The sequence below is a fragment of the Limnohabitans sp. genome, assembly GCF_046052765.1.
Classification (GTDB): Bacteria; Pseudomonadota; Gammaproteobacteria; order Burkholderiales; family Burkholderiaceae_C; genus Limnohabitans.
Map to the genome: position 1 here is coordinate 117,504 of NZ_JAVLFQ010000090.1, position 25,272 is coordinate 142,775.

Below are 25,272 nucleotides of genomic sequence, written 5' to 3' on the forward strand. Positions count from 1 at the left end.
GATGAAATGCAAAAAAAGCTGAACGATTATGGCATTCGGGTGCACGAACACCCGCAAGAAATACCGGCCACCGACTGGGACGCGTTGCTTGCGATGCAGGATTGTCCTGGACCTTTCATGCGGCACGCCTATTTGTCGGCGATGCATGACAGTCTCAGTGCAGTTCCCGCCAGTGGCTGGACCCCTAAATTTTTCACACTTTGGAACAAAGAAAGCTTGGTGGCCGCCTGCCCGCTCTATTTGAAAACCCATTCTTACGGCGAATACGTGTTCGACTGGGCATGGGCGAATGCTTACAACCAACACGGACTGGACTATTACCCCAAAGCTCTGATTGCCGTACCGTTCACGCCTGTTCCCGGCTCGCGGTTGTTAGCAAACAGTGATCAGCACCGCGACATGCTGCTGCAAGCTGTGGTCTCATGGTGCGAAGCAGAAAAACTGTCATCCTTGCACATGTTATTTGGCAGTGCCAACGACATCGCAACCAGCGAACGTGCAGGTTTACTACAAAGACAAACCGTCCAATTTCATTGGCAAAACCCCGGATGGGCAGACTTTGATGCATTTCTGGCAAGCTTGAACCAAGAGAAACGTAAAAAAATCCGCCAAGAAAGGCGCAAAGTGCAAGATGCCGGGGTGATTTTCAGACACGCCCAAGGCACCACCATTAGCAACACAGACTGGGATTTTTTCTACCAGTGCTATGAGCGTACCTACCTAGAACACGGTAATGCCCCTTATTTGACGCCAGATTTTTTTCGTCACATGCGCATAGATATGGCACAGAACTGGCTGTTGTTCATCGCCGAGCGAGAAGGCCGTCCTATGGCCTGCAGCTTGATTGGACTACATGATGCTGACGGTTCAGGCCCCGTGGTGGCATATGGCCGCTATTGGGGCGCTTTAGAGAGGGTTGATTGCCTGCATTTTGAAGCTTGCTATTACCAACCAATCCAATGGTGTATTGCAAATGGTGTGAAACGTTTTGAAGGCGGCGCACAAGGCGAGCACAAAATGGCGCGCGCCCTGTTGCCAGTCAGCACGCAAAGTGCGCACTGGTTAGCTGATCAACGTTTTTCAAAAGCCGTTGAAGAATTTTTAACCCGCGAGACAAGAGGTGTCGACAATTATCTTGAACACCTCGACGAACGCAATCCGTTCAAGCGCAGCGCCTAACTCAGGGATGGAGTTTGCGGTAGTTGACTATGCCTTCTTCGATTTCTTGCATGGCAGACTGAGGGCCTTCCCAGCCCAAAATCTTCACCCATTTACCCTGCTCCAAATCTTTGTAATGTTCAAAGAAATGGGCAATGGTTTTCAAGCGCATCGGGTTCATGTCTTCGGGTTTTTGCCATTGAGTGTAGATGGACAAAATTTTATCGGTGGGTACTGCTAGCACCTTACCGTCCATGCCAGCTTCGTCTTCCATCTTCAAAATGCCAATGGGTCGGCAGGTCACCACCACACCGGGAATCAACGGTACAGGTGTGATCACCAACACGTCAACCGGGTCACCATCGCCGCTGATGGTTTTAGGCACATAACCGTAGTTGGTCGGGTAATGCATGGAAGTGCTCATAAAGCGGTCTACAAAAATTGCGCCGGTCTCCTTGTCCACTTCATACTTGATGGGGTCGGCGTTCATGGGAATTTCAATGATGACATTGAATTCATGCGGTGTATTTTTTCCAGCGGTAACGTTGTCTAAGGCCATGGTGTTTTTCGAAAAATGAAATAAATTAAAAAAATCACACTGAAATATCAGTACTTACCCTGAGTTTACTTTGTTCTGCGTGCGCATTTTCAAAGAACGGTAACGCGAATGGCGTACATTCTCGGGGTTGGCCAATCACGCTCTGTCGGGTGCGTGAGGAAGCAACGCAAAGGTGGGGCAAACAACCTTTGAACGTTGCCCCCCCTCTTCGCGAAACAACTCAAGGAGATCTTATGACTGGTTCTACAGCGCTGGTATTTGCGCTAGCTTGCGGCCTCATCGCCGTGATTTACGGATTTTGGGCACGCAGCTGGATTCTTTCCCAAGACGCCGGCAACGCCCGCATGCAAGAAATTGCTGCAGCCATTCAAACCGGTGCTGCCGCCTATTTGGCGCGGCAATACAAAACCATTGCCATGGTCGGCGTGGTGTTGGCGGTACTGATTGCTGTGGTCTTAGACCCATTAAGCGCCGTCGGTTTTGTACTTGGCGCTGTGCTTTCAGGCGCATGCGGCTTTATAGGTATGAATATTTCAGTACGTGCCAACGTTCGCACCGCTCAAGCCGCGACCAAAGGCATTGGCCCAGCGCTGGATGTTGCCTTTCGTGGCGGCGCAATCACCGGTATGTTGGTGGTTGGCTTAGGCTTACTCGGCGTGACAGGCTTTTACTGGTACTTAACGGCGGCAGGCGTTCCTGCAGACGGCAAAGCACTGGCAGGCATGCTCAATCCTTTGGTTGGTTTTGCCTTTGGCTCTTCATTGATTTCCATCTTTGCTCGTTTAGGCGGCGGCATTTTCACCAAGGGGGCTGATGTCGGCGCCGATTTGGTGGGCAAAGTCGAAGCCGGTATTCCTGAAGATGACCCGCGCAACCCTGCCGTGATCGCTGACAACGTTGGTGACAACGTCGGTGACTGTGCCGGCATGGCCGCTGATTTGTTCGAAACCTATGCCGTGACTCTGATCGCCACCATGGTGTTGGGTGCTTTACTGGCAGGAACCGCTGGTCCAAACATGGTCATCTACCCGCTGGTGCTCGGCGGCGTGTCCATCGTGGCATCCATCATCGGGTGCTTCTTTGTCAAAGCCAGTCCTGGCATGACCAATGTGATGCCCGCACTCTACAAAGGCTTGGCTGTTTCCGGCATCTTGTCACTGATCGCTTTTTACTTTGTGACCCAGTCGCTGTTCCCCGGTTCTGTGGCTTTGCCTGACGGCACCGCTTTGACCGCAGGTAAATTGTTTGGCGCATGTGCCATCGGTTTGATACTGACCGGCGCGTTGGTCTGGATCACTGAGTACTACACCGGCACCCAGTACGCTCCTGTGCAGCATATTGCGCAAGCATCAACCACCGGTCACGGCACCAACATCATTGCAGGCTTGGGCGTCTCTATGCGCTCTACCGCTTGGCCTGTGCTGTTTGTCTGTGCTGCGATTTACAGCGCCTATGACTTGGGCGGTTTGTACGGCATTGCCATTGCTGCCACGTCCATGCTGAGCATGGCCGGTATCGTGGTTGCCTTGGACGCTTATGGCCCCATCACCGACAACGCTGGCGGCATTGCTGAAATGGCTGAACTGCCTGCCAGCGTGCGCGACATCACCGACCCATTGGATGCGGTGGGCAACACCACCAAAGCGGTCACCAAAGGCTACGCCATCGGCTCTGCGGGTCTGGCAGCGTTGGTGCTGTTTGCCGACTACACCCACAAGCTCGAAGGCCTGGGCGCGCACATCCAGTTTGACTTGAGCGACCCCAAAGTCATCATTGGATTGTTCATCGGCGGACTGATTCCCTACTTGTTCGGTGCCATGGCGATGGAGGCCGTGGGCCGCGCCGCCGGTGCCGTGGTGGTGGAAGTACGCCGCCAGTTCAAGGAAATCAAAGGCATCATGGACGGTACTGGCAAGCCCGAGTACGACACTGCGGTTGATATGCTGACGACAGCGGCCATTAAAGAAATGATGATCCCCAGCTTGTTGCCCGTGGTCGCACCGATCGTGGTCGGCTTGGTTCTCGGACCTGCGGCTTTAGGCGGCTTGTTAATGGGCACCATCGTCACCGGTCTGTTTGTGGCGATTTCCATGTGTACCGGCGGCGGTGCCTGGGACAACGCCAAGAAATACATCGAAGACGGCCACCACGGCGGCAAAGGTTCTGAGACCCACAAGGCAGCAGTGACCGGCGACACCGTGGGCGACCCGTACAAAGATACTGCCGGCCCTGCGGTGAACCCGTTGATCAAGATCATCAACATCGTGGCGCTGCTGATCGTGCCAGTGATGATGCATTTCCACGGTGGCAGCATTGCTGCGCCAATGGCAGCAGAAACACCAGCAGCTGTCAGCGCACCTGCTGAGACGGCTACAGCACCTGCTGCTGAAGAGAAGAAATAAGCTGATTTAGCTTTTCGCTTTGAGGAAGGCCCGCTTAGGCGGGCTTTTTTCATGGCTATGCGTCAGGATAATTGGGGTCAGATCCCAATTGTTTGATAATTGGGGTCAGATCCCAATTGTTTTTAGTCGACCAAACAAACCACATCAGATTGGCGAACATGGAGGGTCGGCAAGCTGTCCTGAATTAATTGGAATCTGACCCCGATAGCGATAAATTAGAGTCAAACCGATCTGAGGGACAATACGTTTTATGTCTGAACGCGTCATCCCCGTCATCGATCAGCGCAACCTCCGCGCCACCATCCCCACCCAAGCCATTCCCGCCACTGGCTTGCTCGGCGACAAGCTCGGGCGCCCGCTGCGCGATCTGCGCATCAGCGTCACCGACCGCTGCAACTTCCGCTGCAACTACTGCATGCCCAAGGAAGTGTTCGACAGCAATTACAAATACCTTCCGCACGCCTCGCTGCTGAGCTTTGAGGAAATCACCCGCACTGCTTCCATTTTTGTGGCGCACGGTGTGCAAAAAATTCGGCTTACCGGTGGCGAGCCTTTGTTGCGTAAAAACTTGGAATTGCTGATTGAACAGCTGTCTGCGTTGCGCACCCCAGATGGCCTGCCCTTAGACCTGACCCTCACAACCAACGGCTCGCTGCTAAGAAGAAAAGCACACGCTCTGAAAGCCGCCGGTCTGCAACGCGTGACTGTCAGTCTCGATGGTTTGAACGACAACATCTTCCGCGCCATGAACGACGTGGATTTCCCCGTGGCCGATGTGCTGGACGGCATTGAAGCCGCCAAAGAAGTGGGCTTGGGGCGCGACGCCAAAGGTGGATTCAGCGGTTTGAAAATCAATATGGTGGTCAAGAAGAGCACCAACCTGAGTGAAATCATTCCCATGGCGCGGCATTTCCGCGGCACGGGCATCACGCTGCGTTTCATTGAGTACATGGACGTGGGCGAAACCAACGGCTGGCAAATGGACGAAGTACTGCCATCTGCTGAACTGATTAAGTTATTGCAAACCGAATTCCCACTGGTGCCGCTTGAAGCCTCGGCACTTGGCGAGACAGCGCAACGCTGGGGCTATGCTGATGCTTTCGGCAGGTTCGATCCGGCATTGGGTGAAGTCGGCGTGATCAGCAGCGTAACGCAAGCGTTTTGCAGCGACTGCAACCGCGCACGATTGTCCACCGAGGGTCAGTTGTACCTGTGTTTGTTTGCGGTGCAAGGCCACGATATACGCAGCCTCTTGCGAGATGGCGCCAGCGACTCAGACATTGCATCGGCCATTGGCCTGATTTGGCAACAACGCGAAGACCGCTATTCAGAGTTGCGTGGTTTGAACCAATTACCCGCCACCTTGCCCGGCAAAAAACGTGTGGAAATGAGTTACATAGGCGGCTAAGCATGCAACCGCTGTATTCGCTACCCAACACGCACAACACCACAGGTTGGATATTGGCAGGTGGGCGGGCATCGCGCATGGGCGGTATCGACAAAGGCTTGCAAATATTTCGCGGCCAGACGCTGGTGCAACACGCCATTGCACGTTTGCAACCGCAGGTAGCGCAAGTCATCATCAATGCCAACCGTCATCTGGCTGAATATGCGTTAACTGGCTGTCAAGTCGTGTCAGATACAGTCCTCACCGACCACGGGCCGCTCAGCGGTTTCTTAACGGGATTGCAACACTGCGACACCGAGTGGCTGGTGACAGTACCTTGCGACAGTCCGTTTTTTCCAATCGATTTGTTTGACAGACTGGCAGCCGCTGTGCATCAACAGGCATTGATTGCCATGGTGCAAACACAGCGAACGCAAGATACCACATGGGAGCTACAGCCTGTGTTTTGTTTGATGCATCGCAGTCTATGCGCAACACTGCATGATTTTTTGCAAAACGATGGCCACAAAATCAGTGAGTGGGCACATCAACAAGCCGCGCTAGGCTTGTGCAATTATTCGAAACCAGAGAGCGGTCCTGACCCTTTTGCCAACGCCAATACATTGCAAGAGCTTCAGGATTTGGCGTCCTGAAGCCTAAAGCTTAGCCGTGTGATGGCGCAGTTTCTTCCACCACGGTAAGGTTCGGCCCGGGTGTGGACTTGCGTGCAAACAGAGAGTACATGGTGGGCACGACAAAGATGGTTAGCAAGGTGCCCAAGGTCATACCTCCGACAATCACCCACCCGATTTGACGACGGCTCTCTGAACCCGCGCCGGTGGCCAGCGCCAAGGGGATGGCGCCTAGCACCATCGCACCCGTGGTCATCAAAATCGGGCGCAGTCGCAACGTGGCCGCGCGATGTACAGCTGCGACGGCAGTCATGCCGCTGGCTCGTAACTGGTTGGAGAACTCTACAATCAAAATACCGTGCTTGGTGATCAAACCCACCAACGTGATCAATCCGATCTGGCTGTACACATTCAAAGTGCTTTCAGTGTATTTGAGCGCCAGCAAAGCACCAACCATGGACAAAGGCACGGATAACAAAATGACGAACGGGTCGACAAAGCTTTCAAACTGTGCGGCCAACACCAGAAAAATAAATACCAAGGCCAATACAAAAACACCAGTCAATGAGCCACTTGATTGCGAGAACTCGCGCGAACTGCCATTCACATCGGTTGAATAACCTGTTTTCAGCACCTTGGCAGTGACCTCATTCATAAACTTCAATGCTTCGCCCAATGAATATGTCGGTGCCAAGTTTGCGGTGAATGTCACACTGCGACGTTGGGCAAAGTGATTCAATTCACGTGGCACGACGACTTCTTTCAAGCGAACCAAAGCTGACAATGGCACCATCACGTCGCCCTTGGCACGTACAAAAATCTTTTCTATGCCGTCAGGACTGTCGCGGCCTTTGGCGTCAGCTTGCACCACCACATCGTATTGCTCGCCGTTACGCTTGAATTGCGTGACTGAGCGTCCGCCCATGGCGGTTTCTACCGCACGCGCAATGGTCTCTACGGGAATCCCTAAGTCAGCTGCGCGATCGCGGTCCACCTCTAAGCTCAGCTCTGGTTTGTTCAATCGCAAGTCCACATCTGCACTGACGATGCCGGGATTTTTTGCAATTTCTTCTTGCAAAACTTTGGTGACTTTCGCCAGATTTTCATAGCTGTCGCCAGTCAGCACGACAAAGTTGAACGGGCGCTCTCGAAACGCCTGCCCCAATGAAGGCGGTGTGATCGGAAATGCCATCACACCCGGCAAACTGGCCACCGCAGGCATCATTTCACGGGCCAAATCTAAGGTGGACTTTGGTCTTTCCGCCCATGGTTTAGCACCTAAAAATACAGCGCCTTGAGCTACCGTGGGATTACCCACGACTGCAAAAAATTTATCGAACTCAGCGTATTTGCGGCCGATTTTTTCAAGCAAATTGACGTACTTGGAGGTGTAGTCCAACGTGGCGCCATCGGGTCCGTTGATGATGATCAAAATGACCCCACGGTCTTCCATGGGTGACAACTCGGTCTTGGCCGTTTTGAATAATTCAAACGAGCCCCAAGCCGCTAAAAGCATGACACCAACGACCAGCCAACGTCTGGAAATTTGAATACCACCTAAGCGCGATGCACTCAAGGTCCAGTGCAACATCCCGCCATAAATTTGGGTCATCTTCTCAAGGAATTTACCAACGTATCGATCAAAAAATCCGGGTTGGGGGTTGTGCTTGAGCAGCAATGAACACATCATGGGTGATAACGACAAAGCCACCACGCCCGACACTAACACCGCGCCTGCCAAGGCCAGCGCAAACTCGGCAAACAAACGACCCGTACGGCCAGGCGTGAATGCCAAAGGCGCAAACACAGCCACCAAGGTCAAGGTCATGGCAACCACAGCAAAACCGATTTCACGCACGCCCTTGATGGCCGCCGCAAACGGTTCCATCCCCTCTTCTATATAGCGATAAATATTTTCAAGAACCACAATAGCATCGTCCACCACCAAGCCGATAGCCAAGACCAAAGCCAACAGCGTCAATGAATTGATGGAAAAACCAAACAAGGCCATCAACGCAAAACTGCCTGTCAATGACACAGGAATAGTGATCAGCGGAATAATGGAGGCGCGGAATGTACGCAGAAAGAAAAAGATAACCAGCGACACCAGTGCCGCGGCTTCCAAAATAGTTTTATAGACCGCTTTGATGGATTCTTCGATGAATACCGACGAGTCGTTGGCAATTTCAATATCCACACCTTTGGGCATATTTTCGCGAATGCGCGGCAACATGGCTGTGATGGCCTTGCTCAAATCCAGCGGATTGGCCGTGGAATTACGCAGCACGCCAAGAGCCACAGCTTCGCTACCGTTGTAGCGGACTGAAAAACGCTCGGCCAATGGTCCTTGTTCAACACGAGCCACATCGCCCATTCGGATCGACACACCATTGATATTGCGGATCACAATATCCTGAAACTCTTCAGGTTTTTGTAAATCGGTAGCGGTGGTGACATTGAATTCTCGCGTCTGGCTTTCGACACGGCCTGCGGGCACTTCTACGTTGGCACGCCTGAGCGCTTCTTCAACATCCTGTGTGGTTAATCGGTAAGACGCTAGGCGATCGGTATCCAACCAAATACGCATGGCATATTTTCTTTCGCCAAAAATGCGTACATCTGCCACACCTGGTGCAGTCTGCATCATGGGTTTGGCAATGCGGTTGGCCAAATCGGTCAATTCCAATGTGTTCATCGTGTCAGAACTCAAGGAAAGCCAAATCACAGGGAATGCATCGGCTTCGACTTTGGCAATCACCGGTTCGTCAATGCCTACCGGTAAACGCTGACGTACCCTAGACACTTTGTCACGCACATCAGCAGCGGCCGCATCCGGGTCGCGCGTCAACAAGAACTTCACGGTAATTTGGCTTTGTTCTTGACGACTGATGGAGGTAATCACATCCAAGCCTTCAACACCGGCCAATGAGTCCTCGAGTGTTTTGGTCACTTGGCTTTCAACCACAGCACTTGAAGCGCCCACGTAGCGTGTCTCCACAGTCACAGTGGGGTTGTCAATCTTCGGGTACTCACGCACCACCAAACGATTGAAAGAAACCATGCCAATCAAAAGAATCAGCAATGACAAGACCGTCGCAAAGACCGGTCGACGAATCGATAGTTCAGGCAATTGCATATCAGTTCCTGGTTTCAACCACACGCAACGCTGTGCCGTCTTTTTGCAGACGGTGCTGTCCAGCCACCACCACACTGTCAGTAGCGTTCAAGCCAGAGAGGATTTCCACCCGACCTTGTTTGCGAGAGCCCAGTTTGACCTCGGTACGTTTAGAGACAAGTTTGGTGTCAGGCGGTAACGGCCCGTGCTCAGGCACCTCTTCTGGCGGCACTGCCCGGATCACGAATTGCTTACCACCTACAGGAACAATAGCCTCTTCCGGTACAGATAAGGCCGCTTGTTTCAGGGCAAACAATGCATTCACTCGGGCAAACATACCGGGTCGTAAAGGGCCTGGCGTGGCCGCTTTGTCAGCATAAACCACAGGTGTTGCAGGGCAAACAGTTTCTGCGCTTGTCGCAGAAGCATTGAAAGCCTTGGGGACCGCGGCCCCCGCATCTGGCGCTTTGGATTTTTGCGGGGCCGCACTGTTACTCAACAAAGCGCGTACGCTGATGGAGCGACCATTGGCATCAATCAATGGGTCAATGGCTTCAATACGCGCTTGAAAATTGCGACCAGGAATGGCGTCGACTTGCACTTCCACCGTTTGTCTCAAATTGACTTTGTCTTGGAAGCGTTCAGGCAAACGGAAATCTACATACAAGCCACTTAAATCTTCCAGGTTCACTAGGTCTGCACCGTCTTTGACAAAATCTCCGATGTTCACATTGCGAATACCTACTGTGCCTGAGTAAGGCGCAACAATGCGCATGCGCTGCCAACGGGCACACGTCAACGCCAGTTGGGCTTGGGCAACTTGTAGATTAGCCAAACTTTCGTCAAGTGCTCTTTGCGCAATGAAATTCTGGGCCACCAGTTCTTGGTTTCGTTTGTGATTGGCCTGTGCAATGGATACTTGTGCTTGCGATTGCTGAATTTCTGCGCGTTGCAGTGAATCATCCAGTTGCACCAACATTTGCCCGCCCTTGACCTGACTGCCGTCAGTAAATCCCAAAGCAACCACTCGCCCTGCCACTTCGGGGCGAACCATGGTGTTTTGCCGCGACTTCAAAGTACCAATGGTTTGCGTATCGTCACGCAGACTAGCGCTAAGAACGGTTGAGACTTCAACCCCCATGGCTCTGGGTGGCCCGGGAGGGGCGCCGCCTGGAGCACCTGCAGAAGGAGCACCTGCAGAAGGAGCACCTGCAGAAGGAGCACCAGCAGAAGGAGCACCAGCAGTGGGAGCACCTGCGGTAGGAGCACCTGAAGCAGGGGGCTTGTGTAGATACCACCACCCTCCACCTCCGGCTAAAACTAAGGCGATCAAGGCGGTAACGGTGGTTTTATAAGAAGAGGACATGGGTTTACATTTGCTAATGACTGATGGTTCATTATCAACCTGTTTGCACCATCCGAACCCCCTCGTTTGCGAGTGCATCTGCCCGCTCATTTCCAGGATCCCCAGAATGGCCTTTTACCCAATGCCATGCAATGCCATGTCCACTTTGTGACAGAAGTTCATCCAAAATCCGCCACAAGTCCTCATTTTTGACTGCCTTTTTGTCAGCAGTGCGCCAACCTCGAGCCTTCCATCCGCTCATCCACTCGGTGATTCCCTTGCGAACGTATTCGCTGTCGAGAAAAAAGTCGATCTGACAAGGCCGGTTGAGTGCGCGAAGGGCTTCTATCACCGCTTGAAGTTCCATGCGGTTGTTGGTGGTTTGCGCATCCCCGCCGCATAAATCTTTTTCTGAATCACCGTAACGAAGATACACACCCCATCCTCCTGGCCCTGGGTTGCCTTTGCAAGCCCCATCGGTATAAATCACCACACGGCTCATGACCGTTCTTCCTGGGGTGAATGCTTGGAAGTTGTTCGACTGACTTTCCCAGAGTTGACCGAAGGCACTGTTTTGGCAGACCGTACCTTGGCGTGCTTCCACACAGGCGAAATCAGTCGCATGCCACGTACTCTTTTAACTGCTGCTAAAAAATAAACTGAGCCCAAAATTGGCCACCAACGGTCCCCGGCCTTGTCCATCCAAGCAAATTTAGCCACCAAGGACGGGGTTTGAACCGATGGTATGTAACAACCAAACCGCCCGCGATCAACCTCAAAACTCAACAATTTCAACCAATCACGTAAACGCCTGTAACCAATGAAATCTATCTCGGGAGGTAAAAAATAATTTGAAAACCCCAGACGCGCATACCATTGCGACCTTCTTTGGCGCAGTCCCCAGAAACTCAATGGATTGAAACCGCTGATGATGACCCTGCCCTCGGGCACTAACACTCTCTCTACCTCACGCAACGTGGCATGAGGATCGATACTAAGCTCTAGCGTATGCGGCAACACCACCAGGTCTAAGCTTTGGTCTGCATAAGGCAGCGCAACCGAATCAGCAAACAAAGCCAGGGAAATTCCTTGCTCTGAATAGGACCCATTCATATCATTTTCTGCCACCCAACAGTGACGGATTCGGCAGTTACGCAAAACCGGCAAGCTTGAAAGCCCTAGTTGCAAACCATGAAAACCAAAAACATCTGCAACAACCTTGTCAAACTGTTCAATTTCCCAAGAAGTCATGTACTGACCGGCAGGTGTTTGAAGCCAATCAGCAAGGCTAGCGGGGCTTCTTATAATTGAATGATCCATGAATGAATGGGTAAAGGCTTGTACGACGCAGCAAATGGCGTTGTTGTGCTTCATTCTATTCATCCTTTTCTTGCCCAAAGCCCGCAAATTGAATGGCGCCGCTTGCTCTTAGGTTTATATCCATGCAACTGTTCACGCTTCGGCTTTACTGCTTCGCGCTCGTTTTCACTTTATTTTCAATCTCATCTGCTAATGCCCAAAGTAACAATTCCTCCCTGAATCAAGAGGAGTTGCAGCCTATCGAAACCAAACCCGTTTCCAACGCCTCCATCACACAAGTCGATATTCCTAACGACCTGTGGGAAAGGATACGCAGAGGTTTTGGTATGCCGGATTTACAGGTGGATCTGGTGCAAGAACGTGAGCAGTGGTATTCGCAGCGACCCGATTACATACAACGCATGACAGAGCGCTCCAGCAAATACCTCTATCACATCGTAGAAGAATTGGAACGTCGGGGCATGCCCACTGAACTGGCCTTACTGCCGTTCATTGAAAGCGCTTTCAATCCCCAAGCGGTGTCCTCGGCACGCGCCAGTGGCATGTGGCAATTCATGCCCCGCACCGGCAAGGACTTTGACTTGAAACAAAATGCATTTCGGGATGACAGACGTGATGTGCTGGCGTCCACACGTGCAGCGCTGGATTACTTGCAAAAACTCTACGGTATGTTTGGTGACTGGCACTTGGCCTTGGCTGCTTACAACTGGGGGGAAGGTAACGTCAAAAGAGCATTGGCACGCAATCAACAGCAAGGTGCTTCACTGGGCTACACAGATTTACGCATGCCCGCAGAAACGCGCTTGTACGTACCCAAACTACAAGCGATAAAAAATGTAGTGGCTGATCCTCAGTCACTGGGTGTCCATTTACCCACCATCCCTAATCATCCCTATTTTCAATCCGTCCCATTGACGGGCGATATGGATGTTGCACTGATTGCCAAATTGGCAGAAGTCCCCTTGGAAGATTTCAAAGCATTGAACCCATCGGCGCACAAACCTGTTTTGCTCGCCGGTGGCGTCTCTCAAATTTTGCTTCCTTGGGACAATTCAGAAATATTTCAACGCAATATGGAGGCCTATGGCGGACGACTGGCCAGTTGGACCGTCTGGGTAGCACCCAAAAATATGAAGGTATCTGAAGCCGCCAAGCGCTACAACATGGCTGAAGAAGAATTTCGACATATCAACAAAATACCGCCTCGCATGTTGATCAAAGCGGGATCCGCTTTATTGGTCCCACGCTCATCCAAACAACTAGCTGATGTTTCTGCCAAAGTGGCAGACAACGGTCAACTCAATTTAACGCCAGAAATTTCACTGCGTAAGCAAACGGTAAAAGCACGAAAAAATGACAACATGCAATTGGTTGCCAAGCGCTATAAAGTCAATCTCGAGCAGTTAGCGCAATGGAATGATTTAAGCAGCAACAGTGCTTTGCGGCCAGGTCAGAAATTGGTCATTTACACACCTACAAAATCCAAAAAAGTCAAAGCTACTTTAGCCTCTGGCAAGCGAAAAAAAGCATGAGTGGCAGTTGCTTGAAAGCTAAATCTTTAAACGCTTTCTCGCTTGCATCACAAAGTCATTGGTGTGATTTAAATTTAGTGAATTATTTTTAGACGATGAGGTCAGCGAAAGCGTGCGTTGCATTCTCAAAACTGTCGCTAAGTGCTCAGGGCCCAGCATTCCATCTAAGGTGAAACTCTCTCTCATATTTTCGACAGCATTCAAATAAATGGCTCTGTCAGGTAAAAAAGAATTGTCGGTCATGTTGTGCAAAAGGTCTGAAGGCCCTGCAGTCCGTAGCCACTTGATGGCACGCAAGACTGCATTCACCAACCCCTGGCATACCTCAGGATTTTTTTCCATCATTTGAACAGGTACACACAAACTATGGCCCGGCAGCAGTCCGGAGAAAACACGGCTCGTGTCTCTGGTTGATCTGAGATTGCGTACGGTAATGATCTCCCCTTTTTTGTCCAATAAGCTAATCAAAGGGTCAGAAAAACAAATTGCATCTACGCTGCTGCTTCTAAGCATTTGAATGGCATTGGCGCTTTGTCCTACAGGTATATAAGTGATGTGATTCAGACTGACGCCGCCTTGCAACAATAAGTAATTAGCGCAGTGTTGTGAGAAAGTATTTATTTCCAACACGCCAATTTTTTTATTTTCCAGGTCTTTCAAGCCCTTGAATACTGGCATGGTTTTTTTATTGATCCCCAGCACCAATTGAGGGGTTCTGCCAGTTTGCATCACTGACATCCACTGGGTTTCCTTTTGATTGCCCCGCACAATGTGTTCAAAAGGTACAGACCATGCTGTGAGGCCTGTCGCCGTGTTATCGATTTGGCTGACAGCTTGCTCCACAATATCAACCAGCAATCCTTCATTTTTAAAATAACCCAAGTGATGGGCCAACATCACAGGCAAATGAACCAGGCTGGAGACATCATCTACCATCAGTTGCAGTTGAATTTTTTTTTCTGTTTGTCCTATCGCGGGCAAGGGGCAGGCAGCCAAGGCCATACCTAGGGTCAAAAACTGCTTGGACCACTGTCGCCTGCTGACTAATTCATGATAGTTGGAATTCTCTTTTGGTGCTTCCATGCACACAGCATAAAAGCAAAAAATGAAATAAATATCGGTAGCTTCCCCGTAGGTGAAATCCCCAAAAGACAAGCTCAGGCAATGCGCCTGTCTACCAATGCATGGGCAATAGTGCCAAGATCGACGAACTCCAACTCGCTACCCACTGGCACACCACGGGCAAGACGGGTCACTGTCAAGCCTTTGCGCTTGAATATCTCACTGAGTGCATGGGCTGTGGCTTCACCATGTGCGGTGAAATTGGTGGCCAAAATGATCTCCTGAACCAATCCATCATCTGCTCTATCGATCAATTTTTGCAGCCCAATGTCTTTAGGACCCATTCCTTCGATCGGATTGAGCTTACCCATAAGGACGAAATACATTCCCTGGTATGCCAGCGTTCTCTCTACCGCCGACTGATCGGACGGTGTCTCCACGACACACAAACGGGTCAAATCACGCGAGGTGTCTTGGCATGTGCTGCAAATATCAAACTCTGTCAAGGTGTGGCAACTTTGACAATGCTTGACAGCGGCAACTGCATTCACAAGCGCTTGAGACAGTAATTGCGCGGCTTCACGGTCGTGTTGCAACAAGTGAAAAGCCATGCGAGAAGCCGAGCGCTCGCCAACACCTGGCAAACGTTTGAGGGCTTGCACAAGTGTTTGTAAAGCGCTGTGATCACGCATTAGAACGGTAGCTTCATTCCACCGGGCAGTCCGGGCATGCCGCCAGTCAACTTACCCATTTTGGCCTCAGAGGTTTCGTCAGCCTTGCGCGAGGCATCATTGAATGCGGCAGCAATTAAATCTTCCAACATATCCTTGTCATCAGTCAGCAAACTTGGATCTATGCTGACGCGTTTCACCTGGTATTTACACGTCATCAATATTTTCACCATGCCTGAGCCGGATTCGCCCGTGACTTCAATGAAAGCCAATTCATCCTGGGCTTTTTTCAAGTTTTCTTGCATGGCCTGTGCTTGTTTCATGAGCCCAGCGAGTTGTCCTTTGTTAAACATAAATTTCTTTCAAGAGGTACGGGGTTTGAGGGAGCCTGGAACTATTTTCGCGTCAAATTCAGCGATTAAATTTTGAATGTGTGGGTCATTCAATATTTTCTGCTCGAACTGATCTAGTGCTTGCTTTTGCTGCTTGGTCATACGAATGGCTGGCGTGTCAGCGGCAGCACCTAATTTGCAATTCAAAACCACATCATGTCCAGCAGTTTGCACGGCTAATTGCAAACGCTCAATGTTGGCAGCAGATAACAATGTTTCTCTCTCAACGTGCAATACCCATACATCAACGTCACGACTGATCAATTGCGCCTGCATGGCCAGTTCACGAGTCATGGCCTGGATTTTTTGCGTTGCAGTGAGTTGCTGAACCAATTCAAACCATTGCTTTCCAATTTCACTGTCTGCGGGAGGGGTGTTTGCAGCTGAACTTGCATCGCTTTGCTCAATGATGGTTGGAGGTAGGTTTGCAGGCTCTGGTGCCATGGGCGGCGGCGCCATTGACTGAGGCAATGGCTGCAATGGCTGCAATGGGGTAGCTTGCAACACTGGCCTGGCAACAGATGGGGATGAAACTGGATCAGCTATTTTTGGTGTTTTTTTTTCAAACGGCGATGAAGGTTTGAAGGCAAACAAACGCAGCAGCACCATGGACAAAGCCGCATATTCATCCGTCGCCAGTCCCAACTCTGCTCTGCCATTGAGACAAATGCTGTAGAGCAACTGGGTTTCGTCAGCAGGCATGACGCCTGCTAATTCGACTATACGCAAGGCATCAGGATCTGGGTCAGAGGAACTCTCAGCACTTCCAGGGATGGTCTGATTCACAGCCATTCGCTGCAAAACCATACACATCTCTTCCAACAATGAACTGGCCGACAATCCCAATTGACGCAATGTATCGCAGGTGTTGATAACAGCCAGACCATCCGATTCAGCCAAGGCCTGCACCAGCGTCAATGCGTGGCTTCGATCAACGCTGCCTAACATGTCACGCACAGTGGGCTCAAGCAGTTCTCCGTTGCCAAATGCAATGGCTTGGTCTGTCAAGGACAAGGCGTCACGCATAGAGCCGCGAGCGGCACGGGCTAGCAAACGCAGAGCTTGTAAATCCGCATGGATATTTTCAGCAGACAGCACATGCTGTAGATGTTCAACCATGGTTTGTGCGGCCATTGGGCGTAAATTGAACTGCAAACAGCGCGACAACACAGTGACGGGTACTTTTTGCGGATCGGTTGTTGCCAACACAAATTTCAAATATTCCGGTGGCTCTTCTAAGGTTTTGAGCATGGCATTGAAAGCATGACCGGTCAGCATATGCACCTCGTCGATCATGAAAACCTTGAACCGACCCTGCACCGGTTTATAAACTGCTTGTTCCAGTAACTGCTGAATTTCATCTACGCTGCGGTTAGAAGCCGCATCCAATTCGGTGTAGTCAACAAAGTGTCCAGCATCAATGTCCGTGCAAGTCGAACAAACGCCACAAGGGCTATCGGTGATACCGGTTTCACAATTAAGCGATTTAGCCAATATGCGTGAAACCGTCGTTTTACCCACGCCTCGGGTGCCTGTGAATAAATAAGCATGGTGCAAACGTTGTGATCGCAATGCATTGGTTAAAGCCTGAACCACGTGGGATTGCCCTACCAATTGGTCAAAGGTTTTAGGGCGGTATTTACGAGCGAGCACCAAATAGGACATAGCCAACATTCTACGGGGCGTACAATTTCGACTGACGGGCCTTCCCGCATGGCAAAGCGGCCAACCGGGTCAGGTGGGGAACCAAGCAGCCCTAACTGTGGAGCCAGTGCCGGGGTCAAGGCTCGTCAACTTCTATTTGCTTTCCCTTTTAAATCAACTATTTGCGTTGATTGGGGATTCAAAAAGCGGCTTTTGTATCACCTGAGTGTGTCACGTAACCTCAACGTGGTGATTGCAATTTATTGAGGGCTGAATAAATACATCTGAGTAATTAAAGATTGCTAGTTCAAATTTAAAGACAGCAAGATAGCTTGTAAGTCAGGCATAAACCTCTCCAATGAATCATCCCGTATTTCATTGCGGTCATGATTATTCCACCAATCTTCAGTTCTAATCGTGCTAGGACTCATATCTGCACTACCACTGTTCTGTTTAAATTCCAGAAAATATTCACGACTTTGTGTAACGTAATGGTTGATTCGCAATCTTTCATAGCATGGCTCGTATTCAACAAACCCGTTGGTCAAAGAACGCATGAGAGTATCAAAAGTACCTTGAATAGTTTGGAAATAATGTGCATTCTGCAGAACAGAAAACGCCTGCCCTAAGCCTCCTCTGACAATACTTTTGAAATGTTTATTCGAAGAAAAATCAAGGGGAGCGCGGTGTCTATAGTTTTGAGTCACTAAGCCAGAAGGTTCCTTGATATAACCAGAGCTTCCAAAACAAGCCCAATAAACACCTATTGCATCAATTGGCTTAGGATCAAGAAACTCAAAATATTCGTTTATTGTTTGCCCTTTGGTAGGAAATAAAAATTCATCCCCATCTATGAATGCAATCCAATCATGTTTAGGTCCAAACGAAGAATAACAATGCTGATAAACGGCTAATTGTGGGCGAACAACATCTTCCGAAATGACGAATGCTGCAATATCAAAATGCTTAGATAAATCAGCCACAACGGCAGCAGACTCATCTTTACATTTGTGTAGATAAATATAAAATTTTTTGACCCCAATTAAATGATGGAATACCACCCACTCTTTAATCCAAGCCGCTCTGTCTCGCTGAATCGTGCATATTGCAATACTCAAATCAACTCCTTGAAGTTCTATTGATAACGCATATGTGAGTTAATTTTTTTTCTGCAAAATTTCAATATACCAAAGAAATTAGTCGCTCTGCAAATCCGAACAAGTCAAGATAATTGCAATATTAATCTTTAAATTCATTCATGCATCCCCTATTTATCAAATACTATGATAAAAAAATATATCTACTATCATACAAATGAAGGTCAACCGACTGAGCTTGTTATCCATTAACAAACAAATAACAACTTGAAAGTAAATCAGTCAACCACCAAAGTGTCTTATCGGGCAAGGTGGTGCAACAAAAGCCTGATACGGCCTAACAGGCAACCAAGCGGGTACCAGCCCTCTTGATGATGACTTTTTCATGGCATGGTCAACCTTATAGGACAGGAAAGATTTGTTCCAGATTGCGCCCCCCCGCCATTACGGCAATGTCGCTAAACAGGAGAATCAAAAGAGTACGCTCAAGTTCCGACTCGACGACCTTTCCCTCACCTTGGAAGCGTTCAACTTTATAAACATCAGCTCCATTGTTCGGTTTCTTGACAAACACCACAACCAATCAGCCCTGAGCGTTGAGCCAGACGCTTTTCTATGGTAAGTTGAAGCCTCACACCATCTAACCTAACAATAGTGCCACCCGTTATCAACTCGACAACGTAGCAGGCATCAATCGATCAAATCAGAGCGTAAGGATGGGTAGGGACCACCCTACAGCAAATTTGCTTCAGTTTTGGAATGTCTCTTGGGTGTATCACCTAAGCGCAGATTTGACGTGCCAACCGTGTCAGGTGGGGAGTTCTTGTAGACGCTAGATTCACTGCTTATGGGAGTGTCAAAAATATATAATATCAATACTAAATAAATTATTTTTCTAATTTTCTTAAAAATTAATAATTAAATAACTGGGTTGGTTTGATTTTTGCTTAGTGTCTGTCAATTGACAGCAACACGCATTCAGGAACAAGCCATGACTGCCTCTACCACCCAGATCAAAACTCGATCAAAGTCAGATCGCATGAATCAAACCGAACAGGTACAAAACCTGTTGGCGTCGTTGATCTTCATGGATAAAGCTTCATTCATCAGTTTCGACAACGGTTCACCGTTTGCAATGAACCATGATAAAGCGCCCGCAAGTGAAATCAGGGAAGAAACCCCAGCCATCGACAGCTCTGTGCCATTACTGTCTAGTGACCCGCAGCAAATCCACCCTATTCATATCGATTTTTCAGAGCGAGAAAAAATCCATGGCTCTGGTATCGCGCATGAGCACCATGACCATATTGAATCGACTGAACTTGACTCAAACTTAGGCGAAAAGACAGCCCCCAGTAGTCATGGGTGGACAGAGCTCTACCCATTGTTCCCTACCCATAGCGCCATGGCCGAGTTTGGTGCAGTAGAAATTACCGACACACCCTTTGATAAAACCATCGCTAACAACTTTGACTGGTCTGCGAGTGCTGCATACACATGGCCTCAGCAAAGCTATCAATTTTATTTGTCAGCAGAGGCGTACACAACGCAGGTTAATCCGAGCGATGGGGATTGGAGTTCAAACAGTGGATGGGGACAAATCAATGTAGGTCAATCTCTTGAACGGGTGCATGCAAACTATTCCACTGTCAACCTCGTTGATACGTCTGGCGCTCCGATATACCTGAGAGAAATGGGGTTTACCGCAGCCTGGGCAAATGGATTCACCGGAAAAGGCGTTGTGATCGCCGACATAGATACAGGTTTTGATTTCAAAAACTATGTTTTAACTCAAGGTATTGACTTCAGTGCATACAACTGGAATTTCATTGACCACAACAACAACGTACAGGACGATAACGGTCATGGAACAATGACTGCCTCAGAAATGGTGGCAGATCCCCATACCGGCTACGGCGTATACGGTGCAGCGTTTGATGCAGAACTGATGGTGCTCAAAGTGTTAGATGCTTCTGGCAAAGGGTCAGTTTCAAATGTATGCGAAGCTATTTACTATGCAGTTGACCATGGTGCAGATGTGATCAATATGTCATTGGGTCAACATTATCCCAATCTGCAGTTACTGACAGCTATGAAATATGCATGGTCACATGATGTCGTTGTGGTCGCTGCTGCGGGGAATAACGGTGGAAATTCTCCTTCTTATCCTGCGGCTTATGGCCAAACATTCTCGAATGTTATTGCAGTTGGCGCATCGGAGAATAGCCATAGTGGCGTTGACTTGGCTTCGTTTTCCAATCATGCGGGTAGCACTCAGCCCTACAACTATGTCACGGCCAATGGCGTAGATTTGATTGGCTTTGGCATTGATAACACTTTGTGGCTTTGGTCAGGAACTTCCATGGCGGCTCCTTTAGTGGCCTCACAAGCAGCGATTCTTCAATCTGCGGATCCTTCACTGACTGCCACTCAAATCACTCAGGCCATCACAGGTTCAGCAGACAATTTAGAGAGTTGGTTAAATGCGATTGCGGCAGACAGCGGCTCACTCACTTACACAACCAGCGCCTATGCCAACGCTCACGATATAAACCTTTTCGAATCACAGACAGTAATGATTCAAAACGCTTTCCCCATTGAACATCATTATTGATGTCTCTGGTGAGAGTATCGTTAAAAACCGACTTTGAATAAAAAAAATACTGCGCGATGAAATTTAATTTCCATCGTCAAAAACACCCAATACATCGGAATGAAATTCCCGGTTGTACAAAATAGCCACGATCAACAAAGTGGTCAATACGAAAAAAAGCGGAGAAAAAAACCAACCCATAGCGGCAAAAGAAAAATAGTAGGCTCGCAAACCATCGTTAAAAGTTTCTGCAGCCAAGCCCGTCATCGCAGCAACTCGACGAGCATAATCGTCTTGCTTTTGCGGGTTATCGATAAAAAATTGTGGCGCAGGCAGCGCACCAATCATCAGCGCAACAAAAGTGTATTGCCGCATTGACCATGAAAAACGAAAAAAAGCATATACAAATATGGCGATCAGTATGAGTATCTTGAATTCAAACACCAGCAATGGCGTGGCTTGAGAAAATGGAATTTCCCGCACCAGTTCAGCGGCTTTGTCTGTGGTTCCCAACAGCGCCAGCAATCCACCCATGATGATGATGGTGGTTGAAGAAAAAAATGATGGCGTGTGAGACAGCGTTTGCGTGATGATGCCGTCCAACACACGCGGGTCTCGCATCAAAGACACCTTGATCCAGCGCAACCTGTAACGGTTACTGGCAGCCAATATGGAATGTTTATGCACGGCCAGTCTTCGTGCGAATAAGGCGTAACCTACCCACACGGCAAGGAAAAAACACAACACGGCCCAATCCAACCACGGCAATAAACTGAGAATCTTCATGGGTTCATACTAACGCATGGTGATGAATGTTGGTTTCAGCAGTCAATGAGAACATCGGCTCAATGCCGACGTCCTCATGCAACGTCAATAGCCGCTCAACATAGCATCAGACATGTAATTTGGCAGCGATGCTCGCTACTCTTTGCCCGTAAATTTTGGCGGTATCGAGATCACCTTGCGGTATGTCTGAGGCGGGACTTGTGGGGCCGACTTGCGCCATCACACCAGACGAAGATCCCAATCGGTTCAATGAACCGTTGTTGGCTTCTGTCTGACCTACCCATACCATACCCAACTGCATGGAAAGGGTCATGAAGTATTGAATGGTGGACAGTTTGTCGCCACTTAAATTTGACGAAATGGTGAAGCCACCCGCGACCTTATCTTTCCATGCACCACTCATCCATTGCTTAGAAGTGGCATCTGCAAATTTCTTAAATTGCCATGAAACCACGCCCATGTAAGTGGGAGAGCCAAAAATGATGGCATCTGCTGCGTTCAGAATATCCCAATCGGCTTGAGTGATATTTCCATCTGCATCAATGGCAATCAAATGTGCCCCTGCGCCCTCTGCAACGACTTGTGCAATGCGTTGGGTATGGCCGTAACCGGAATGGTAAACAACTGCTGTTTTCAAGTTTTTTCTCCTGTTAAAAAATCATGCGACCAAATCAAAGACCAGTACTTCGGCATTTTTCCCTTGGTATAAATGCAATTCGGATTCATCTGACACCATCAAGGCGTCACCTGATTGAAGCGGCATCTGATTCACATGCAACTCGCCACGAATCAAAAATACATAGGCTTTACGCTCAGACTGAAGCACCAGACGTGATTCTTCTGCGCCATCAAACAATCCGGCGTACATATGTGCATCTGCATTTAATTTCACAGCTTGCTCTGCTGATTCCGGACTGGCCACCAACGCCAATGCGCCCCTCTTAGAAACGGACGCAACGGTTTTTTGCTCATAGCCTGGCGCAATGCCTCTTTGGTTAGGCAATATCCAGATTTGCAAAAAATGCGTTTCTTGGTCTGGCGCATGGTTGAACTCGCTGTGACGCACGCCAGTACCTGCGCTCATTCGCTGTATATCGCCTGGAGGAATACCTTTGACATTGCCCATGCTGTCTTGGTGAGCGAGTTCGCCGCTGAGTACATAGCTGATGATTTCCATATCCTGGTGCCCGTGCGCACCAAAACCAGTGCCGGGCGCAATGCGGTCTTCATTGATCACGCGCAAATTACCCCAACCCATATGTGCCGGGTCGTGATAACCAGCAAATGAAAAACTGTGGAAGGACTTTAACCAACCATGGTCTGCATAACCTCTGTCGCTCGATTTACGTAATGTCAACATACTCAACCCTCCGAAAACTGATTGATACTGTAAAAGAACGACGTCAACAGAAATGGCGCAATAATTGACGGCATCATTCAAATTATTTGAACAAAAAGACCGTTTATGAATTTTGCCCGCGATGTATTGACCCCGGAAAGTCTGAAGATGTTGGAAACTATCGCGCAGTTAGGCAGTTTTGCAGCGGCCGCCAGAGACATGGGGCTGGTTCCCAGCGCATTGAGTTACCGGGTTCGACAAATGGAAGACAACCTGGACGTGTTGTTGTTTGACCGTTCTTCGCGACAGGCCAAATTAACCGCCGCTGGACAAGAACTGCTGAACGAAGGATTGCGCTTACTCAAAGACATGGACAGCATTGCCCACCGCATCAAACGCGTGGCAACAGGCTGGGAAAGCCAATTCACCATCGTCGTAGACACGGTGATCAACCACGATGTGGTGATGGATTTGTGTCAACGCTTTTACGAAAGTAATCCGCCAACCCGCTTGCGATTGAAAGACGAAGCATTGAGCGGCAGTTTGTATGCGCTGACTTCAGGTCAAGCCGATCTGGCCATTGGCATTGGCGCGATGGAAAACATCACGCCAGGTTTACGTTTTGCCGAAATCGGTCCTTTGATGGAATTTGTATTTGCAGTTACTCCTAACCATCCGTTGGCCTCGGCAGAACAACCATTGAGCGATGATGCCATCCGCGCGCACCGCGCGGTGGCAGTGGCGGACACCATTCCGCAAGGAAATGGCATCACCGTCGGTCTGCTGGCGGGCCAAGACGTATTCACCGTTCCAAGCATGGCGGCCAAGTTGGATGCGCAATTGCGTGGAATGGGCGCAGGATTCTTGCCGCTACCTATGGCTCAAGCGTATTTAGACAGCGGGCAACTGGTGAAATGTGATGTCTTACGGCCTCAACGCAGTGGAAAGATGGCCTACGCTTGGCGAGATAACCAAAGTAACCACCTGGGGCCCGTAGGCGATAAGGCACTGCAATGGTGGTTAACCCATTTAAGTCACAGCCAAACCCGTCTGGCATTATTGGGAAAAGCCATGGGTTTCAATGCAACAACAAAGGTGTAGAGTCAGGCTATGAAAACAATCGCTGTTATTGGCGCCGGCATGGCCGGCATCACCGCTGCCCGCACTTTGCTGCAGGCAGGTTTTAAAGTCAGCGTGTTCGAAAAAAGCCACGATGCGGGCGGACGCATGGCTACGCGCATGACACCTTATGGCAGTTTTGACCATGGGGTGCAGTACTTTACTGTTCGCGATCCCCAATTCATGAAAGCCATCACAGATGTACCGGGGACACAGGCAGTTTGCCGCGCCTGGAGCGCCAATGCTGTCAGGGTGCTAGACCCACTCGGCAGAGTGATAGAAGCGCCATTGCCCTTAAGAGAGCCCCACTTTGTGGCGGCCCCTGGCATGAATTCCTTGCTCAGGCACTGGGCACAGCCGTTACAAGACCAAGGCTTTTTGCAGCTTGAATCGCAAGTGCAGTTTTTAGTACAGACCGAAAAAAATCGCTGGCAAATTATTTGCAGTGATGGCTCTCAATATGGTCCATACGACAGCGTGGTTTTAGCCATTCCGCATGTGCAAGCAGATTATTTATTGCGGCAGTCGGGCGCGCCGGCCGTCGGGTTTTCCGGTTTGAATGACATGTCAGACGTGCAGGTAGCTCCGTGTTGGACATTGATGCTGGCCTACCCGCTTGCCAATCAACCCGGATTGAGTCATTTAGGGCCTCAATGGAACGCGGCGCGAAGTACGCATCACCGCATTGCATGGATTTCCAGAGAGTCCTCCAAACCGGGCCGATCTTCCGTTGAAAGATGGACCGTCCACGCAAGTGCCGAATGGTCTCAGCAACATATAGACGATGATGGACAAAGAATTGAAGCCAAACTCTTGAAAGCTTTTGCAGAATTGACAGGCATCAGAGCCGATCCCGGTTTTGCACAAACACACCTTTGGCGCTATGCAAAAACATTACATCCCTTAGGCAAGAAATATATTTGGGATCGCGATTTGAGTATCGGGGTTTGCGGAGACTGGTTGCTAGGTCACCGTGTAGAGGACGCGTTTGTCAGCGGACTCAGCTTGGCGCTGAGCATGGCTGACCAACATTGATACGCTTTAATTGCGAATAGTTTTCTTAGGCTTAGTCAACCAGTTTGCCAGCAGAAATACCATGACCACAATCCAAAAAATAAG

The 25,272-nt window shown here is 49.6% G+C and carries 21 protein-coding genes and 1 other RNA gene; 9 read left to right on the forward strand and 13 right to left on the reverse strand.

What is annotated here, in order from left to right:
- The first annotated feature begins 6 nt into the window (after positions 1–6).
- Positions 7–1,179 (forward strand): GNAT family N-acetyltransferase, encoded by a 1,173-nt coding sequence (locus tag AC9UG7_RS13140; protein ID WP_509588675.1) that lies wholly within the window; start codon positions 7–9, stop codon positions 1,177–1,179.
- A gap of 1 nt (position 1,180) precedes the next feature.
- Here AC9UG7_RS13140 and ppa read toward each other — a convergent pair whose 3' ends face one another.
- Positions 1,181–1,717 carry an inorganic diphosphatase gene (gene ppa / locus AC9UG7_RS13145; protein ID WP_509588598.1) on the reverse strand — a complete coding sequence of 179 codons (537 nt, stop codon included), beginning with the start codon at positions 1,715–1,717 and terminating at the stop codon, positions 1,181–1,183.
- A gap of 233 nt (positions 1,718–1,950) precedes the next feature.
- Here ppa and AC9UG7_RS13150 point away from each other — a divergent pair, with 233 nt between their 5' ends.
- From AC9UG7_RS13150 to mobA, 3 genes are all read left to right on the forward strand, one after another.
- On the forward strand, positions 1,951–4,119 hold the full coding sequence (locus AC9UG7_RS13150; protein ID WP_509588600.1) for a sodium-translocating pyrophosphatase: 2,169 nt from the start codon (positions 1,951–1,953) through the stop codon (positions 4,117–4,119).
- A gap of 250 nt (positions 4,120–4,369) precedes the next feature.
- Positions 4,370–5,527: a GTP 3',8-cyclase MoaA gene (gene moaA / locus AC9UG7_RS13155; RefSeq protein ID WP_509588602.1), complete on the forward strand. Its 1,158-nt coding sequence runs from the start codon at positions 4,370–4,372 to the stop codon at positions 5,525–5,527.
- 2 nt (positions 5,528–5,529) lie between these two features.
- The gene (mobA, locus tag AC9UG7_RS13160; RefSeq protein WP_509588604.1) at positions 5,530–6,159 is read left to right on the forward strand and encodes a molybdenum cofactor guanylyltransferase MobA; all 630 of its coding nucleotides are present in this window, start codon (positions 5,530–5,532) and stop codon (positions 6,157–6,159) included.
- A 10-nt stretch (positions 6,160–6,169) separates the two neighbouring features.
- On the opposite strand, the gene AC9UG7_RS13165 is transcribed toward mobA, so the two are convergent.
- From AC9UG7_RS13165 to AC9UG7_RS13180, 4 genes are read right to left on the reverse strand one after another with little or no spacing between them, the layout of a single operon-like run.
- The gene (locus tag AC9UG7_RS13165) at positions 6,170–9,274 is read right to left on the reverse strand and encodes an efflux RND transporter permease subunit (RefSeq protein ID WP_509588606.1); all 3,105 of its coding nucleotides are present in this window, start codon (positions 9,272–9,274) and stop codon (positions 6,170–6,172) included.
- Between the two features lies 1 nt (position 9,275).
- Positions 9,276–10,619, reverse strand: coding sequence for an efflux RND transporter periplasmic adaptor subunit (locus tag AC9UG7_RS13170; RefSeq protein ID WP_509588608.1), 1,344 nt, complete (start codon positions 10,617–10,619; stop codon positions 9,276–9,278).
- 34 nt (positions 10,620–10,653) lie between these two features.
- Positions 10,654–11,100: a ribonuclease HI gene (rnhA, locus tag AC9UG7_RS13175; RefSeq protein WP_509588610.1), complete on the reverse strand. Its 447-nt coding sequence runs from the start codon at positions 11,098–11,100 to the stop codon at positions 10,654–10,656.
- Complete coding sequence (locus AC9UG7_RS13180) at positions 11,097–11,849, reverse strand: class I SAM-dependent methyltransferase (protein ID WP_509588612.1); 753 nt, start codon at positions 11,847–11,849, stop codon at positions 11,097–11,099. The genes rnhA and AC9UG7_RS13180 overlap by 4 nt, the downstream gene beginning before the upstream one ends.
- 191 nt (positions 11,850–12,040) lie before the next feature.
- Here AC9UG7_RS13180 and AC9UG7_RS13185 point away from each other — a divergent pair, with 191 nt between their 5' ends.
- Complete coding sequence (locus AC9UG7_RS13185; RefSeq protein ID WP_509588614.1) at positions 12,041–13,450, forward strand: transglycosylase SLT domain-containing protein; 1,410 nt, start codon at positions 12,041–12,043, stop codon at positions 13,448–13,450.
- Between the two features lie 18 nt (positions 13,451–13,468).
- Here AC9UG7_RS13185 and AC9UG7_RS13190 read toward each other — a convergent pair whose 3' ends face one another.
- The 4 genes from AC9UG7_RS13190 to dnaX form a co-directional block, all read right to left on the reverse strand.
- Entirely contained in the window at positions 13,469–14,446 is a 978-nt protein-coding gene (locus AC9UG7_RS13190; protein ID WP_509588616.1) for an ABC transporter substrate-binding protein, read from the reverse strand.
- A 161-nt stretch (positions 14,447–14,607) separates the two neighbouring features.
- A complete protein-coding gene (gene recR, locus AC9UG7_RS13195; protein WP_509588618.1) occupies positions 14,608–15,204 on the reverse strand; it encodes a recombination mediator RecR in 597 nt (198 codons plus the stop codon).
- On the reverse strand, positions 15,204–15,536 hold the full coding sequence (locus tag AC9UG7_RS13200) for a YbaB/EbfC family nucleoid-associated protein (protein WP_509588621.1): 333 nt from the start codon (positions 15,534–15,536) through the stop codon (positions 15,204–15,206). The genes recR and AC9UG7_RS13200 overlap by 1 nt, the downstream gene beginning before the upstream one ends.
- Before the next feature lie 9 nt (positions 15,537–15,545).
- On the reverse strand, positions 15,546–17,240 hold the full coding sequence (gene dnaX / locus AC9UG7_RS13205; RefSeq protein ID WP_509588624.1) for a DNA polymerase III subunit gamma/tau: 1,695 nt from the start codon (positions 17,238–17,240) through the stop codon (positions 15,546–15,548).
- Between the two features lie 33 nt (positions 17,241–17,273).
- Between dnaX and ffs the strand changes: the two genes are divergently transcribed.
- An RNA gene (gene ffs, locus AC9UG7_RS13210) (signal recognition particle sRNA small type) lies at positions 17,274–17,370 on the forward strand.
- A gap of 151 nt (positions 17,371–17,521) precedes the next feature.
- Here the strand turns inward: ffs and AC9UG7_RS13215 are convergent.
- The gene (locus AC9UG7_RS13215; protein ID WP_509588626.1) at positions 17,522–18,337 is read right to left on the reverse strand and encodes a glycosyltransferase family 92 protein; all 816 of its coding nucleotides are present in this window, start codon (positions 18,335–18,337) and stop codon (positions 17,522–17,524) included.
- Between the two features lie 970 nt (positions 18,338–19,307).
- Here AC9UG7_RS13215 and AC9UG7_RS13220 point away from each other — a divergent pair.
- Positions 19,308–20,930, forward strand: coding sequence for a S8 family peptidase (locus AC9UG7_RS13220; RefSeq protein WP_509588629.1), 1,623 nt, complete (start codon positions 19,308–19,310; stop codon positions 20,928–20,930).
- Positions 20,931–20,993: 63 nt separating this feature from the next.
- Here the strand turns inward: AC9UG7_RS13220 and AC9UG7_RS13225 are convergent, their stop codons facing one another.
- The 3 genes from AC9UG7_RS13225 to AC9UG7_RS13235 all read right to left on the reverse strand — a co-directional run bounded on the left by AC9UG7_RS13225 (position 20,994) and on the right by AC9UG7_RS13235 (position 23,055).
- Positions 20,994–21,695 (reverse strand): DUF599 domain-containing protein, encoded by a 702-nt coding sequence (locus AC9UG7_RS13225; protein WP_509588632.1) that lies wholly within the window; start codon positions 21,693–21,695, stop codon positions 20,994–20,996.
- A 106-nt stretch (positions 21,696–21,801) separates the two neighbouring features.
- Positions 21,802–22,332, reverse strand: a complete 531-nt coding sequence (locus AC9UG7_RS13230) for a flavodoxin family protein (protein WP_509588634.1) — start codon at positions 22,330–22,332, stop codon at positions 21,802–21,804.
- Positions 22,333–22,353: 21 nt separating this feature from the next.
- Positions 22,354–23,055, reverse strand: coding sequence for a pirin family protein (locus tag AC9UG7_RS13235; RefSeq protein WP_509588636.1), 702 nt, complete (start codon positions 23,053–23,055; stop codon positions 22,354–22,356).
- A gap of 105 nt (positions 23,056–23,160) precedes the next feature.
- Here AC9UG7_RS13235 and AC9UG7_RS13240 point away from each other — a divergent pair, with 105 nt between their 5' ends.
- On the forward strand, positions 23,161–24,135 hold the full coding sequence (locus AC9UG7_RS13240; RefSeq protein ID WP_509588638.1) for a LysR family transcriptional regulator: 975 nt from the start codon (positions 23,161–23,163) through the stop codon (positions 24,133–24,135).
- A 9-nt stretch (positions 24,136–24,144) separates the two neighbouring features.
- A complete protein-coding gene (locus tag AC9UG7_RS13245) occupies positions 24,145–25,188 on the forward strand; it encodes an NAD(P)/FAD-dependent oxidoreductase (protein ID WP_509588640.1) in 1,044 nt (347 codons plus the stop codon).
- The last annotated feature ends 84 nt before the right edge of the window (positions 25,189–25,272 follow it).

Bases quoted from the DNA above. Each gene is read 5' to 3' on its own strand.
- AC9UG7_RS13140 (WP_509588675.1), top strand. From the start codon at position 7: ATGCAAAAAAAGCTGAACGATTATGGCATTCGGGTGCACGAACACCCG.
- ppa (WP_509588598.1), bottom strand. From the start codon at position 1,717: ATGGCCTTAGACAACGTTACCGCTGGAAAAAATACACCGCATGAATTC.
- AC9UG7_RS13150 (WP_509588600.1), top strand. From the start codon at position 1,951: ATGACTGGTTCTACAGCGCTGGTATTTGCGCTAGCTTGCGGCCTCATC.
- moaA (WP_509588602.1), top strand. From the start codon at position 4,370: ATGTCTGAACGCGTCATCCCCGTCATCGATCAGCGCAACCTCCGCGCC.
- mobA (WP_509588604.1), top strand. From the start codon at position 5,530: ATGCAACCGCTGTATTCGCTACCCAACACGCACAACACCACAGGTTGG.
- AC9UG7_RS13165 (WP_509588606.1), bottom strand. From the start codon at position 9,274: ATGCAATTGCCTGAACTATCGATTCGTCGACCGGTCTTTGCGACGGTC.
- AC9UG7_RS13170 (WP_509588608.1), bottom strand. From the start codon at position 10,619: ATGTCCTCTTCTTATAAAACCACCGTTACCGCCTTGATCGCCTTAGTT.
- rnhA (WP_509588610.1), bottom strand. From the start codon at position 11,100: ATGAGCCGTGTGGTGATTTATACCGATGGGGCTTGCAAAGGCAACCCA.
- AC9UG7_RS13180 (WP_509588612.1), bottom strand. From the start codon at position 11,849: ATGACTTCTTGGGAAATTGAACAGTTTGACAAGGTTGTTGCAGATGTT.
- AC9UG7_RS13185 (WP_509588614.1), top strand. From the start codon at position 12,041: ATGCAACTGTTCACGCTTCGGCTTTACTGCTTCGCGCTCGTTTTCACT.
- recR (WP_509588618.1), bottom strand. From the start codon at position 15,204: ATGCGTGATCACAGCGCTTTACAAACACTTGTGCAAGCCCTCAAACGT.
- AC9UG7_RS13200 (WP_509588621.1), bottom strand. From the start codon at position 15,536: ATGTTTAACAAAGGACAACTCGCTGGGCTCATGAAACAAGCACAGGCC.
- dnaX (WP_509588624.1), bottom strand. From the start codon at position 17,240: ATGTCCTATTTGGTGCTCGCTCGTAAATACCGCCCTAAAACCTTTGAC.
- AC9UG7_RS13220 (WP_509588629.1), top strand. From the start codon at position 19,308: ATGACTGCCTCTACCACCCAGATCAAAACTCGATCAAAGTCAGATCGC.
- AC9UG7_RS13225 (WP_509588632.1), bottom strand. From the start codon at position 21,695: ATGAAGATTCTCAGTTTATTGCCGTGGTTGGATTGGGCCGTGTTGTGT.
- AC9UG7_RS13235 (WP_509588636.1), bottom strand. From the start codon at position 23,055: ATGTTGACATTACGTAAATCGAGCGACAGAGGTTATGCAGACCATGGT.
- AC9UG7_RS13240 (WP_509588638.1), top strand. From the start codon at position 23,161: ATGAATTTTGCCCGCGATGTATTGACCCCGGAAAGTCTGAAGATGTTG.
- AC9UG7_RS13245 (WP_509588640.1), top strand. From the start codon at position 24,145: ATGAAAACAATCGCTGTTATTGGCGCCGGCATGGCCGGCATCACCGCT.